General features: G+C 62.1%; 9 protein-coding genes, 1 tRNA gene and 1 pseudogene. 6 read left to right on the top strand and 5 right to left on the bottom strand.

Annotation, left to right across the window (positions count from 1 at the left end):
- Nucleotides 1-13 precede the first annotated feature (13 nt).
- Nucleotides 14-103: transfer RNA gene (locus tag MWN52_RS11000), tRNA-Ser, on the top strand.
- 85 nt (nucleotides 104-188) lie between these two features.
- Nucleotides 189-308: pseudogene (locus MWN52_RS19560) on the top strand (DUF6538 domain-containing protein); the annotation flags it as partial.
- 485 nt (nucleotides 309-793) lie between these two features.
- Here MWN52_RS19560 and MWN52_RS10990 read toward each other — a convergent pair.
- Both MWN52_RS10990 and MWN52_RS10985 read right to left on the bottom strand, forming a co-directional pair.
- On the bottom strand, nucleotides 794-1,027 hold the full coding sequence (locus tag MWN52_RS10990) for an abortive infection family protein (RefSeq protein ID WP_345783486.1): 234 nt from the start codon (nucleotides 1,025-1,027) through the stop codon (nucleotides 794-796).
- Between the two features lie 105 nt (nucleotides 1,028-1,132).
- Nucleotides 1,133-1,543, bottom strand: a complete 411-nt coding sequence (locus MWN52_RS10985) for a hypothetical protein (protein WP_286574679.1) — start codon at nucleotides 1,541-1,543, stop codon at nucleotides 1,133-1,135.
- A gap of 117 nt (nucleotides 1,544-1,660) precedes the next feature.
- Here MWN52_RS10985 and MWN52_RS10980 point away from each other — a divergent pair, with 117 nt between their 5' ends.
- Nucleotides 1,661-7,261, top strand: coding sequence for a DUF3320 domain-containing protein (locus MWN52_RS10980; protein WP_286574678.1), 5,601 nt, complete (start codon nucleotides 1,661-1,663; stop codon nucleotides 7,259-7,261).
- Nucleotides 7,262-7,712: 451 nt separating this feature from the next.
- On the top strand, nucleotides 7,713-8,654 hold the full coding sequence (locus MWN52_RS10975) for a hypothetical protein (RefSeq protein ID WP_286574677.1): 942 nt from the start codon (nucleotides 7,713-7,715) through the stop codon (nucleotides 8,652-8,654).
- 119 nt (nucleotides 8,655-8,773) lie between these two features.
- Here the strand turns inward: MWN52_RS10975 and MWN52_RS10970 are convergent, their stop codons facing one another.
- Both MWN52_RS10970 and MWN52_RS10965 read right to left on the bottom strand, forming a co-directional pair.
- Nucleotides 8,774-9,442 carry a glutathione S-transferase N-terminal domain-containing protein gene (locus MWN52_RS10970; protein WP_286574676.1) on the bottom strand — a complete coding sequence of 223 codons (669 nt, stop codon included), beginning with the start codon at nucleotides 9,440-9,442 and terminating at the stop codon, nucleotides 8,774-8,776.
- 17 nt (nucleotides 9,443-9,459) lie between these two features.
- Nucleotides 9,460-10,074, bottom strand: a complete 615-nt coding sequence (locus MWN52_RS10965; protein WP_286574675.1) for a glutathione S-transferase — start codon at nucleotides 10,072-10,074, stop codon at nucleotides 9,460-9,462.
- Between the two features lie 114 nt (nucleotides 10,075-10,188).
- Between MWN52_RS10965 and ftrA the strand changes: the two genes are divergently transcribed.
- On the top strand, nucleotides 10,189-11,169 hold the full coding sequence (ftrA, locus tag MWN52_RS10960; protein ID WP_286574674.1) for a transcriptional regulator FtrA: 981 nt from the start codon (nucleotides 10,189-10,191) through the stop codon (nucleotides 11,167-11,169).
- Nucleotides 11,170-11,588: 419 nt separating this feature from the next.
- Here the strand turns inward: ftrA and MWN52_RS10955 are convergent, their stop codons facing one another.
- Nucleotides 11,589-12,485: a helix-turn-helix transcriptional regulator gene (locus MWN52_RS10955; protein WP_286574673.1), complete on the bottom strand. Its 897-nt coding sequence runs from the start codon at nucleotides 12,483-12,485 to the stop codon at nucleotides 11,589-11,591.
- Between the two features lie 104 nt (nucleotides 12,486-12,589).
- Between MWN52_RS10955 and MWN52_RS10950 the strand changes: the two genes are divergently transcribed.
- Nucleotides 12,590-13,516, top strand: a complete 927-nt coding sequence (locus MWN52_RS10950; protein ID WP_286574672.1) for an amidohydrolase family protein — start codon at nucleotides 12,590-12,592, stop codon at nucleotides 13,514-13,516.
- Nucleotides 13,517-13,551 lie beyond the last annotated feature (35 nt).

The raw sequence follows: 13,551 nt of genomic DNA, 5'->3' as shown, positions 1-13,551 counted from the left end.
CCGACACGCACCCGGAGAGATGGCCGAGCGGTTTAAGGCACCGGTCTTGAAAACCGGCGAAGGGTCAAACCTTCCGTGGGTTCGAATCCCACTCTCTCCGCCATATATCATATAAATCAATGACTTACATTTGATTTTGGCGAGGAATTGAGGTCTGGGGCAGGACACAAATCGGGACACATCTCCCGATGCGCATTCCCTATCACCTCGTTCGGTCCTCCTCCGGCTACTGGTCCTTCCGTCAACGTGTTCCCATCGATCTGCAAACGGTCTTGGGCCGGAAGATCATCAAGCACACCCTTCATACGCCAAAGCCCTTCCTGTTTGAAGACACAGAAGCCGTGGCGAACGCTGTGAGGCGTTATGCGCATGCCGTGACCGGGCCTCATCGTGCACGGCTTAGAGTGTTTAGGGCAGAAGCGAAACTCTCGGAGCATGATCCATCTTCCAACACGCAAGCGGCGCAGCGCGCACGACGGCGCGTGGCGCGCGCGAAGATGCATGTATCTCCTCGGATCCAGGCCATCCAGCGATGGCGGTTAGACAAGGCGCGTCAAGAGATGAGGCAGGCCTGCGAAGCGTTGGAGAAGAACTTCAAGATGGAGCTACAAGAGGGCATCGCGTCAACGAGTGCTATGACTTCGAACGTGGAAGCTGGGGCTGACCAACAGTCCGGGCATTGGGAACTGAAATTCCGCCGCGCAAAGCCATCGATGTAAGAAGGAATGGTGCGATTGTCCTCTTCAAAAAGAGGAGGGCAGTCGCGGTAGGTGATTTATAGTGGCCCAACTTGTTAGCGGAACTTGCTGTCCAGATACTGGAAAACGGTTCTCGCCGCGTTGATCGTGAGCATGGCCTCGTCCTTGCCCAAAAGTTCTTCATTAGCGTGCGCCAAACTCGCATTGTTGCGCACGGGATTGAGACAGTCGATGACATTGCTCAGCGAGGAAAGGATTCGGCCCATGGTTTCCGCCTGACTTCCTAGGTCGCACAAGCGAGGATGCTCTGCGCGCAGCTGCTTGAACAAGCTGGTGATCGTGGCGCTTGGTGAAGACTCGATGCCATGACTGGCGCACACGGCTTTGAGATACGCGTGAAGAGCTGTGTGGATTCGATCCACCGCGTGCGTAGGTCAGGAGCTTTGGATAAGCATGTTCGCGTCAGCAAGCGCACGCTTCAAGACATCGCTGGTGATGGCTGGACTGCTGTCCTGGACCGAGAGCCCATCGGCACAACGCTTGGCCAGCTCTAAAAGCTTTTGGTAGGCCGGTGGCGTCCGGAAGTGCTCCCCACCTTGCGGATACTTCTTGGCGATGCCTCGAAGAATTGCCGCTTGTTGGTGTCCTTCCACGCCACTCAGGACGGCCAGAAACCGCTCGCGCGTGGTGTTGCCGCCGAAGGCGTCGAGATCTAAGTCCAGGTCGCAGAATGCTGAATAGAACTCCCGGTGGGTCCGGTAGGAGAAATCGCCCAAGTAGCCGCCTTCTACGCCGATGTATTGGTGGACCACCCAGTGAATCTCACTGCTGCGCAACTCGCCCACAGATCCCCCTAATCGGCTGGAACACGCGTCACTTTGGGAGCATTATAGGCAGACGCGTTGGGGCAGCGGATGGGGGCGTTCGGACGCCTGGCCATGCTCCGTAATAGGGGACAGTCAATGGATCAGACGGCGCTAGCACAGGCAGGTGAAGAGTCTTCTTCGCTCCGAGGGGCAGGTGATCTCAAAAGCAAGATCGAAAAAGCCCGCCTGGAGCTTTTGGATCTGTCCACACGTAATCGACTGCTTCATACCCCAAGAGGCGGGCGCGCGAAGACCGTGGAGGTCGTCCATGAGCTGGCAAAGGCCATGTATCAGACCTTGGTCATCGACGGGAAGCGCTTCACCTTTGTAGCGGGAAAAGAAGACCCAAAGCAAGGCGGGGCGCTTCCTGAGCTTGATGAAGACGATGAAGCGGTTCTGCTGGATGAGGCGCCGGAAGACCCTGAGCTGATCGCACAGCCTGATTTCGAGCTGGACGAGAATGGGCGCGTTAAGGCGCACTGGGACGCGCAGCTAACCACGCGCTTGACTCCCACAGGGCTCCAAAAGCGCCTGCTGGATCTTTACACCGATGCGCGCACGCTCCAAGAAGAGCAAGGCGTCAATGTTCTTTACTTAGCAGTTGGCTATCTGCGCTGGCGCGCTACTTCCACCCCGCAAACGGACCGCTTCGCGCCGTTGGTGCTCATCCCCGTTCAACTGGAGCGAAGCACTGCGGGTGAGAAGTTCCATCTTAAATGGACCGGAGACGATATTCAGGCCAACTTGTCGTTGCAGTTGTTTTTGCAGCGCGAGTTTGGGTTGCGCTTGCCCAACATCGAGGAGTTCGAAACGCTCGATGTTGATGCTTACTTGGCGTCGGTTGAAGTGATGCTGGAAGGCAAAGACACCTGGGGTGTGCTTCGCGATGACGCCATCCTGGGTCTGTTCTCGTTCGCCAAGTTCATGATGTATCGGGACTTAGACCCCCACGGCTGGGAGGCGCTGGGCGGGATGGAGGCCATCCCGACGCTTCGGGGCGTCGTTCAGGACGGCTTCCCGGGTGCAAGTCTCACGGATGAGGCGATCAATCTGGACCGCATCATCCCGCCCGAGAAGATGCGCCATGTCGTTGACTGCGATTCGTCGCAAGCCTTGGTTGTGCACGACGTGCTCCAAGGGAACAACATCCTGGTGCAAGGGCCGCCTGGAACGGGCAAGTCTCAAACCATCGCGAACATCATCTCAGCCGCTGTGGCTGAGGGTAAGCGCGTGTTGTTCGTGGCGGAGAAGATGGCCGCGCTCGAAGTCGTAAAACGGCGTTTGGATCATGTCGGTGTGGGGGTGGCCTGTCTGGAACTCCATAGCAACAAAGCCAACAAGCGCTCCTTACTGGAAGAACTTCGCCACACGCTGAACTTGGGCGAGCCGAAGCGAAGCAGCGCTGCGCCCATCATCGAGCAGCTCACCGAACGACGTGACACGCTCAACGCCCATGTGGAACGGCTACACGAAGCTCACCAGCCGTCTGGACTGACGCCTTACCAAGTCTTCGGACACATGGTGCGCCTGCGTCGCTTGGGCTACACGACCCAGAGTTTGCCTCTGGACGCCCCGACCTCCTGGGCGTCCCATCAAAAAGAGGAGCGGGAATCGCTCCTGCGCGAACTGATCGAGCGAGTTGAAGAAATCGGCGTTCCAGATGAGCACGCTTGGAGCGGCGTTCAGAACGACGGTCTCTTGCCGAGTGAACGCGACCGGTTGCTCATTCTGGTCGCAGGATTGTCCCAGCGGCTGGGGGACTGGGAAGCGTCAAGCACTTCGCTCCATCACACACTGGACCTTGCCCCTCCGGCGCGCTTTGGTGATGCGGGCCTTGCGGTTCAGCGCGTGAAGGCGCTCCTAGAAGCGCCAAAGCTTGGCTCCAACGCGCTCCAAAGCGAGGTTTGGGACGAGCCAGGTCGTGCTTCGACTGTCATCGATGCGCTGGAAAGCGCTCAGAAGGCCAGGGCGGCGGTCGAAGCTAAGATCAAAGTGGGCGCGTTGGCGCAAGACTGGGACGCCACTAAGGCCACCATGGGTGCCTTGCCAAGCAGTTTCGTCTTGGGGAAAGAGCTTGCAACGCTCGGTGGGGCACACGGCGCGCTGGTTCGGCTTCTGCCAGACCTCACTCGCTTGACGCAGCTTCTGGCTGAGAAGTCGCCGCTGACGTTGGATCTCGCCCTCCGCCTCGTTGCGATCGCTGAGCGGGCCACGAGCATTCCGGAACTCGATCGCGATGCGCTGGTGGCTCACATTTGGGACCGCGGGGTTGATGCGGTCGAAGAGATCGTCGTGGCCGTTGAAAGCGTCCAGCAGGTCAAAGCAAGCCTCTCAACGGTCTTCCGGGACAGCGCCTGGAACAAAGACCCTGCGGAACTTGAAGCGGCGCGTGGGCAGTTGGCCATGCGCGGCACGAGCCTATTTCGCTTTCTCAGTGGTGATTGGCGTCGCGCCAATCAGACAATCCGCACACTGCTCTCTAACCCCAAGCTTCCAGCTTTGGACATGCTTGGGTCTTTGGATGTGCTGCTCGATGCCAAGTCGGCACAGCGCAAGATCGCCGAGCACGACTCCCAGGGCCAAGAGGCTTTTGGCTCGAACTGGCAACGCGAGCGCTCAAACCCTTCGTTCCTCAGAGGCGTTGTGGCTTGGATGCGCACGCTTCGTCCCTTAGGAAGTGGGGTGCGCGAACGCTTAGCTGACATCGGTGATCGGGTGCTGGCGACCGAGATTGCCAAGCGCGTGAAGCCAGTTCTGGAAGAACTCGGTCGTAATCTTTCGTCCGTGCACGAAGCATTGCTTGCGGCTGAGCGCAATCCTTGGGGCGAGGAGACCGTCTTAAAGCGTGTTGCGCTTTCTGATCTCAGTGAAAGGTCTGCGTTATGGCAGGCGGCGTTTGAGCAGAGCGCGCTCCTGCTCAGTGCAGAGGAGCTGACTGTTGAGCAGGCGCTAGCGGTGATTGGGGAGATCCAGCAGGCACAAGCGGCCCATGCTGCTTATAAGGCCGTGGCAGAGGATGGGGTTGATGCGTTTGGCCCGTTTTGGCTGGCGCTCGACAGTAAGCCGGGCGAGCTTCGACCAATCGTGTCTTGGATTGAGCAAAATCCCGAGCTTCGGCCCTTGGCCGCACGCATCAGTGAGCCTCAACCGCTGCTGGACCAAGCCGAACGAGTGTCGTCAGCTGCGGGCATCCTGGCAGGCGAAGTGATGGATCTTCTGGTTGGCTTGCAGTTTGAAGGCAATGCTGAGATCACGCGTGACCCAAGCCAAACACCCTTGGCAACGCTCAAATCACAGCTGGCGAGCTGGCAAGCCGACCCGGAAGGTCTCAGGACTTGGGTGGCGTATTTGGCCATCGCCAATGAGGCCAAGCGCAAAGGCCTTGGCGCAGTGGTGAATGCGCTTGCCAAGGGGGACTTGGCAGTTGCTGACGCTCTTGGGGTGTTTGAGCTGTCTTACTACGAAGCGGTGCTTCAAGCACTGGTGCAGCGCGATCGAGCGCTGGCAAGCTTTGACGGGCAGCGTCAATCGCAGGTGGTAGCAAGCTTTGCAAGCCTCGATCAAGAGCGCATGCAGCTCGCGTGCTACGAGGTCGTCAAGGCGCACCACAGCAAGATCCCGCGCCAAGGTGGAGCAACCGGCCCGACCGCTGTCTTGATTGGCGAGATGGCGAGGAAGAAGGGGCATCTGCCGATCCGGCAACTGATGCAACGGTGTGCCCCTGCGATCCAGGCGCTCAAACCCGTCTTCATGATGAGTCCGTTGTCGGTGGCGCAGTTTCTGCCGGCAGGCGCGCTGGACTTTGACATGCTGGTCATTGACGAGGCGAGCCAAGTGCAGCCGATCGATGCGCTCGGTGCGATTGCGCGCGCCAAACAGTTGGTCATTGTTGGTGACGAGCGACAGCTCCCGCCCACGCGTTTCTTCTCCAAAGCGCTTGGCGACGGGGGTGATCGGGAAGACGATGAGGGTGGGGCACAGGCATCAGATGTGGAGAGCATCTTGGGCCTTTGCCGTGCGCGAGGCTTGCCTGAGCGCATGTTGCGTTGGCACTACCGGAGCCGCCATCAGTCCTTGATCGCTGTTTCTAACCACCAGTTTTACGAAGGCAAGCTCTTCATCGTTCCAAGTCCTTACACGAGCGAAGCCGGTGTTGGGTTGCGACTGCACCATTTGCCCGAAGCCATCTATGACCGAGGCAACACGCGCACCAATCCCAAGGAGGCCAAGGCAGTGGCGTTGGCAGTGCTTGCCCATGCGCGGAGCACGCCGCAGCTCACGCTTGGTGTAGCTACCTTCTCAACGGCTCAGCGCCGCGCCATTCTCGATGAACTAGAACTCTTGCGCCGCCAGCACCCTGAGACGGAAGGGTTCTTCGCCGATCACCCGGCTGAGCCGTTCTTCGTCAAAAGTCTGGAAAACATCCAGGGCGACGAGCGCGATGTCATCTTTATCTCGGTCGGCTATGGGCGCGACGCGCAGCGCCACATGACGATGAATTTCGGTCCCGTGAGCAGTGAAGGGGGCGAGCGTCGCTTGAACGTGTTGATCAGCCGGGCCAAGTCGCGCTGCGAAATATTCACTTCGATCACTGACGAAGACATCGATACCGATCGGGCCAAGGGCAAGGGCACTTTCGCTTTGAAGCTTTTCTTGAACTACGCCAGGACTGGGCGTCTGACGCTCAACACGGAGAAGCGCGACGTCAAGCAAAGCGTGTTCGAGCAAGAGGTCGCCCAAGCGCTTCGCGCGCGGGGCTACGATCTGCACACAGATGTGGGCTTGGCGGGCTTCTTCGTCGATATCGCGATTGCCAATCCGGACGAACCTGGACGCTACATCTTAGGGATTGAGTGCGACGGGCAGTCGTATCGGGACGCCCGAAGCGCGCGTGACAGGGATCGTTTGCGTGCGAGTGTGCTGCGCGACAAGGGCTGGCAGGTCTACCGAATTTGGAGTTCAGACTGGTTCCATCGGCCTGAGGCGGAGCTTGAAAAGCTTGTTGCCGCTATTGAACGGGCGAAGTCAGAGTCAGTGGACTCAGAGCCCAGTCCCAAGCCTTCGCACCGTGCGGTGCCGGTTGAGATCCTGACAGTCGATCGCGGTGAGGTGGCCGAGATGGGGCTCATCGAAGCGCAAAGTCCTCCGGACACCGAGCCTTACATCGAAGCGTCCTTTGCTGTGCCAAGCAATCAGTTTGAGTTGCATCTGGTTCCAGCAGGGCACCTTGCGGCCATCGTGCGGCAGATCGTGGAGGTGGAAAGCCCCATTCATCGCAGCGAGGTCGTGACGCGTGCCCGAACGCTTTGGGGCTTGCAGCGCGCAGGTTCGCGCATCCAGCAAGCTGTTGAGGATGCGATTGCGTCGGTGGTGTCGATGGGGGGTGTGCAGATCCTCGACAAGGACTTCTTGGTCATTCCGGGCAAAGAGGTCCGCGTGCGGGACCGCTCGATGGTCGACTCATTGACGCTTCGACGCCCAGAATTTTTGCCTCCTTCCGAAATCGATTCGGCTCTTATCAAGGTCGTGCAGGACAATTTGGGCGCGAAAGCTGAGGAGTTGGTAACGATGGTCTCGCGGCAGCTCGGCTACAAGAGCACGAGCCCACAACTCCGTCGGGTCATTCTTGATCGCTGTGAGGCTCTAGTGGGGACGGGGCGACTGGCGTCAAAGGGAGATCTTTTAGTAGCGCCCTGATCTGCGGCTGAGGTCTTCATTCTTGTCGCTGATCTTGAGTTGGAGATCGGTGGGTTAGGAAGCGTTTGCTTTACGTTCCACTCTCTCCACAAGGTGGAGCTGAATCGGTGGAATTGCCAAAGATCCGAAAAATAGTTCGGCTCTTCCCCCGCTAAGCCGCTATGAGGTTTAAGGTTGCGCGGGACGTTGGCATTATTGCTAGTGAACCCCCATGCCTCCATTCCATTCAGTCAAATTTGAGGCGAGCATCCGAACCATTCCTGTGCATCTGAAGCTAATTGAGCTTGGCCTGTTGGAGTGTCATAGCTTCGGGAATGATGAAAAGTGGTTTTTTCCGAAGAAGACGATCGGCGGGGTCAATGCCCTGAAAGCTTGTTGTCAAAGGCTTTTAGTTCCTCTGCTCAGAAAATTGGATAGGGATTCTGGTTGAGGTAAATGGCTGGAAAGAATAATGAAGAGCAAAAAAAGAATAACCCATGCCTACTGTGTGGAAGCTGACGCTGTACTGCCTATCGCAGGTGCTAGACAGTTCTATTTCTTAAATCCAGGCCGCGAGTACTTGAGTTTCCTTTGTTCGACCGATATTTGCCGCAATCGAAAGGTGAAGGTCACCGGGGTTAACTATCGCATCCTACCCCAAGAAGGGTCCAATCTTCAGGTCGCCCACTACAGAGCCAATCCTATCGATGAGCACGATCCGAGCTGCGAATGGGTGGGACTAGAAGAGGCGTTGGCGCAACGCCCTGGCGAAAGCACTGAGCAGTTTTTAGAGCGCAAGGCGAAGGGAAAGCTAAATGACCACGTCGATTACTTCGACCCAAGCAGCGCCGACAGTGAGGACGAAGAGAGGCCCGGAAGCTTTGCAACGGACATGGGAAGCAGAGTCGCCGGGAGGTTGCCTCGGAAGGGTGGTGGCTCATCTAAAGCTAGATACGCGACGAACAGTTTGGAGCGGCTGGTTCAGTACTACAGGGAAGCGAAGGATAGCCTCCCTAAGGAAGAGTTCGAGGCGCTGACCTTGAATATAGGGGGCACGAGTGTCATCCCCCTGCGTACCTACTTCCGGTCGATGGAAAAGGCTCGCTCGGGCGAAAACAACCGGGTGCTGGTGGGTGGGGCTAAATACAAAGAGTACGGCAAGGGCTTTCGCTTTGATTTCTTCGATAAGCTCGATGGGAAGCCGATTTCGCTTTACGTAGATTCCACGACCATCGAAGCCTACCGATTCCGAGGATACTGGCGCGAGTTGTTCAAGCAAGCGGGACAGGTCAAGTACTTCCGGGTGTATGTGCTTGGAAGCCTCAAGGAGCGCCTGGAGGGGAAAGGGTATAACGTCGTGGTGGCCGACCTCAGACACCTTGCGATAACGCTAGGGCCTGAGAAGATCAGTTAGTCCGAACTAAGCACGCGCGGATTGATGACCACCGATCCGCCCTGAGAAGCTCGGCGACCTGGCCGATGCACCGCTCAAGACAGCGTGTGCGATGCCGATCCGCACGACGGCGCTGCGACTCAGCGGACAGGAATAGCGGAAAAATTGCTTCGTTCGCGCTCCGCGCGCCCGACGGCCATGGCGCGTCGCACGGCCGGCCTTGCCATCACGGTGTCGAGCCAGGTTTTCAGGCGGGGGAAGTGTGCGAGCTCCTGACCCTGCCTGGCGTGCGGCACGATCCAGCCCACGCAGGCCATGTCGGCGATCGAGTCTTCGCCGGCGATGGAGTCGCGATCCGCCAGGCGGCGCTCGAGCACGCCGTAAAGCCGTGCGACCTCGCGGGTGTAGCGCACGATGGCGTAATCGATGGCTTCGGGTGCGTACTGTCGGAAGTGATGGGCCTGGCCGGCCATCGGGCCGAGGCCGCCGACCTGCCAGAACAGCCACTGGTCGACCTCCACACGCTGCCGCTCGTCATCTGGATAGAAGCGTCGGAACTTGCGGCCCAGGTACTGCAGGATCGCGCCGGACTCGAAGATCGAAAGCGCTGCTCCGTCCGGCCCTTGGGGGTCGACCAGCGCCGGAATGCGGTTGTTGGGGGAGATCCGCAGGAACGCGGGCGCGAACTGCTCGCCCTTGGTGATGTCGACGAAGTTCACCCGATAGGGGACGCCAAGCTCCTCCAGCATGAGGGTGATCTTCCAGCCGTTGGGCGTCGGCCAGTAGTGCAGTTCAAGCGCATCGCTCATCCTCGCGCGCCCCTTCGTCACGCATAAGGAAAGGCAGAGAAGGCCTCGGTCGCCTCCGCGTGGGTGGAAAGACGCGAGAGCGCGGCATGGGCCTTCGCGTCGATGATCTCGGGCAGCATCTCGCGCGAGAAGCGGAAGGCGACGGCGCTGGTGACATCCGCCTGGAGCGGCCGGCCATCGAACAGCCAGGGATCGGCGCGAGCCACTTCGGCTTCGAGCAGGCGATAGGCGGCCACCAGCTGACCCTGGACGCGATCGACCCAAGGTTGATGCTGCTTCTCGGCCGGACGCAGGTTGCGCTCGTAGACGATCTGCACGGTTTTCTCGCAGGCCGCGAGCGCCAGGCCGATGACGCGCTGCGAGCGGACGTAGGCGTCCATTTCATTCGGGATGAGCCGCAGCTCGGGGGCGGCCAGCCGCTCGCCGAGATCGAGGATCAGGCCGGAGTCGATCAGGACGGTTCCGTCGTCGGTGACCAGCGTCGGCGCCTTCACGATCGGATTGATCGCGGCAAAGGCATCGAAGGTCGAGAACACCGACAGCGGCTGATGGTCGAAGTGCAGGCCCTGGAGGGAGAAGGAGATCGCAACGCGGCGCACGTAGGGAGAATCCAGCAATCCGATCAGCTGCATGGGGGCGTGTTCCTTTTCCGGGTTGGCGTCGTGGGGTGTGACCTCTTCGATCGGCAAGGTAGCGAGCGGGCAGCCGCGTTGTAAGTGGCCGGATTCGCCACTATCGTAAGGATCATGCCAAAGGACGCCGGGCCGCTTGTCGTCATCCCTGTCTACGACGCGCTGTGCACGTTCGAGTTCGGCTGCGCCTTCGAGGTGTTCGGCCTGTCGCGCCCGGAGATGGGGCCGGGCTGGTATCGCTGCCGTACCGCGGCGGTCGAGCCGTCGCCGATCCGCGGCGCGGGTGGCCTGCGGCTCGAGGCGGACGGCGGACTGGAGCTGCTCGAGGCCGCCGATACGATCGTGATCCCGGGTTGGCGAGGCGCGGATGCGGCTGCGCCTCCCGCGTTTCTCGAGGGGCTGCGCCGGGCGAGCGCGGCGGGCGCCCGGATCGTCTCGATCTGCGGCGCGGCCTTCGTGCTGGCGCAGGCCGGCCTGCTCGCGGGCAGGCGGGCGACGACGCATTGGCATCACCTCACCACGCTGGCATTGCGCTATCCGGAGATCGTGGTCGAGCCGGATGCGCTTTACGTCGATGAGGGCGACATCCTCACCTCGGCCGGAAGCGCCGCCGGCCTGGACCTGTGCATCCACATCGTGCGCAAGGATTTTGGCGCCAAGGCCGCCAACAGCGTCGCGCGCCGCCTGGTCGTCGCCGCGCACAGGGACGGTGGCCAGGCGCAATTCATCGAGCGGCCGCTTCCGCCACCCTCGGGCGCAAGGCTGTCGGAGCTGCTCGAAACGATCCAGCGCCGGCTCGACGAGAAATGGACGGTCGAACGCATGGCGGCCGAGGCGCTCGTCAGCAGCCGCACCCTGCAACGCCATCTGCGCGAGGCGACCGGGCTTGCCCCGGGAGAATGGCTCCAGCGGCAGCGCGTGCACTACGCCCGCGATCTGCTGGAGGAGACGAGCCTGTCGGTCGAAGAGATCGCCCTGCGCGCCGGTTTCGGGACGGCGACCAATTTCCGCCAGCATTTCCGGGTCGCCACCGGCTTGCCGCCGGCCACCTATCGAAGCCGCTTCCATCGCGATGCCGAGGCACGCGCTCGATAGGTCGGGACGCGGCCGCAGAAACAAGAAAGCCCTTGGCGGCCAAGGGCTTTGTCTTGCATCACTGCTTGCGAGCCTGATCCGACCCGCCGCGCGCCGTGCGTGGCGGGTCGGTCCGCAGCGTTACGGAGTCTGCGTCGGCGGCGTTGGCGCCTCCGGCGGCGGCGGTGCCATCTCGGGCGGCGGCGGGGGCGGCTGCCGGTCGCCGTGGGCATGCGGCGGGGGCGGCGGCGGGCCGTCGGGGCGGGGGTGGGGGGCGCAGGCGGCCAGCGCGAGACACGCGGCGGCCATGAACACGGACGAGCGAACGAGGCGCATATCGGTTCCTTGGGTGGTCGGGCGCATCGACCCTATCGGCGGCGTCGTGTACGCGGGGTCAGCACGGTTTGCCGGGCTGTGTCAGCCCGCATGCCGCCTGGCTTTCAGGAAAGTGCCTCGGTTCCGCGCGATGGGCCGATCGCCTGGCGCACCTGGGCCGGGGTTCTGCCGCAGATGCGCTTGATCGCGTCGATGAAGCCGGCATAGCTGCTGAAGCCTGCCGCGTCCGCCACCTGCACCAGCGTCGCGTTGCTGTCGTGCAGCAGGGCAAGCGCGCATTGCGCCCGGGCGCGCAGCACGTACTGCCAGATCGAGCAGCCGAGCGCGGCGCGGAAGGCGCGGTTGAGGTAGTAGGGGCTGGTCGCGGCCGCATCGGCGATCTGCGCGATGTCCAGTTCCTCGCCCAGGTGCGCATGGATGAAGGCCAGGGCCGTGCGCACGCGCCAGGGCTCGCCGCCACGGCTGGCGTGCGCGGGGCGCGCGGCGCGGGGCACCAGCTGGGCGGCCACGGCGAGGAAGATGGCATCGCCGATCAGCGTGCCGTGCGGCTGGCCGGCCGAGGCGTCGGCCAGCAGGGCGCGCAGCAGCCGCGCCATGCCGGGCGCGCGATAGTGCAAGCGGCTGCGGATCGCCTGGCGGACGCCTTCGGGCGCCACGCCCAGCGCGCCGGCCATAGCCCCGTCGGTGAAGTAGAGACAGGCCGATTCCATCGGCGCATCCCAGCGCGCCGATCCGGTCACGCCGGCCTGGATCATGGTCAGCGTCTCGGGCGGGGCGCGCCCGTGCTCATGGCCGCTGTCCACCTTCAGGACCACGCGCGGCCGCGTCGGGCCCAGCGGCAGGGCGAGGTGATGGAAGGCCCAGCCCGGTTCCTCCAGCTCGATCGCGGGGATCAGCGAGTGCTCCATGGCGCAGGACGACCACTGGCCGCGTGCGCGCAGCAGGTCGGGGCGGTCGTCGGGGAGCTTGCGCAGCAGCGTCACGGGCGGGTCTGACGTCATGGCGGTCCCTTGGCAGGCCAGGAGGGCACGAATTCGCAATACGCCGGATCCTCGGCGCTCCAGGATGCGTTTTCAAGCGGTATCCCATACCACACGGAGGCACCATGGTCCCCTTGCTGCTTGCGCTCGCGCTGTCGTCCGCGCCGACGTGCGTGGCCGGCGTCGAGCCGGTCATCGACATCCACATCCACAGCTACGAGCGCGATGGGCGCTTCGAGGCGCGCGTGCCCAACCTCGGCGATGGCCAGCCCATGCGGGTGTTCAACGGTGCGGACCACGCCCGGGCCACCGCCGCGGCCCTGCGCGAGGCCGGGGTGGTGCGGGCGATCGTGGGCGGCGCCAGCACGGCGACGGACGACCGCATCATCGCCCTCGATCCGGCGCGCCTGCGCGGCGGGTTCGAGATCGACGACATCCCCGATGCCGCCACGCTCGACCAGATCCGGGCGCGGCATGCGGCGGGCAAGCTGGCGATGATCGGCGAGGTCGAATACCAGTACCACGGCATCGCCCATGACGACCCGCGCCTGGAGCCGCTGTGGGCGCTCGCCGAGGCGCTGGACGTCCCGATCGCGGTGCACTCGGGCGCCGGGCCGGCGGGCATCGTCTACCGCGGCCAGCCGCTGCACCGCGAGCGCCTGGGCAACCCGTCCTCGTTCGAGGAGGTGCTGGTGCGTCACCCGCGCATGAAGCTGATCATCCTGCATGCCGGCTGGCCCTTTCTCGACGACACGGTGGCGCTGCTGCATGCCTATCCGCAGGTCTACGTCGACTTGGGCGCGATCGACTGGGCCGAGCCGCGTCCTTTTATGGATCATTATCTGCAGCAGCTCATGATCTACGGCTTCGGCAAGCGCATCCTGTTCGGCTCGGACCAGATGGTGTGGCCCGAGGCCACCGCGCAGGCGATCGCGCGGTTCCGCACGGCGCCTTACCTCTCCGAGACGCAACGCCGCGACATCCTCTTCAACAACGCCGTGCGGCTGTTCGGCTGGACGGATCTGGCAGATTGCGGCAAGGCGGACGGGTGAGTTGCGCTTGCGGGCGCTGCGAACGGGCCACGCAG

Source organism: Pseudoxanthomonas winnipegensis (assembly GCF_030322905.1).
GTDB classification, from domain to species: domain Bacteria; phylum Pseudomonadota; class Gammaproteobacteria; order Xanthomonadales; family Xanthomonadaceae; genus Pseudoxanthomonas_A; species Pseudoxanthomonas_A winnipegensis.
This window is presented reverse-complemented; position numbering and strand designations above follow the sequence as displayed.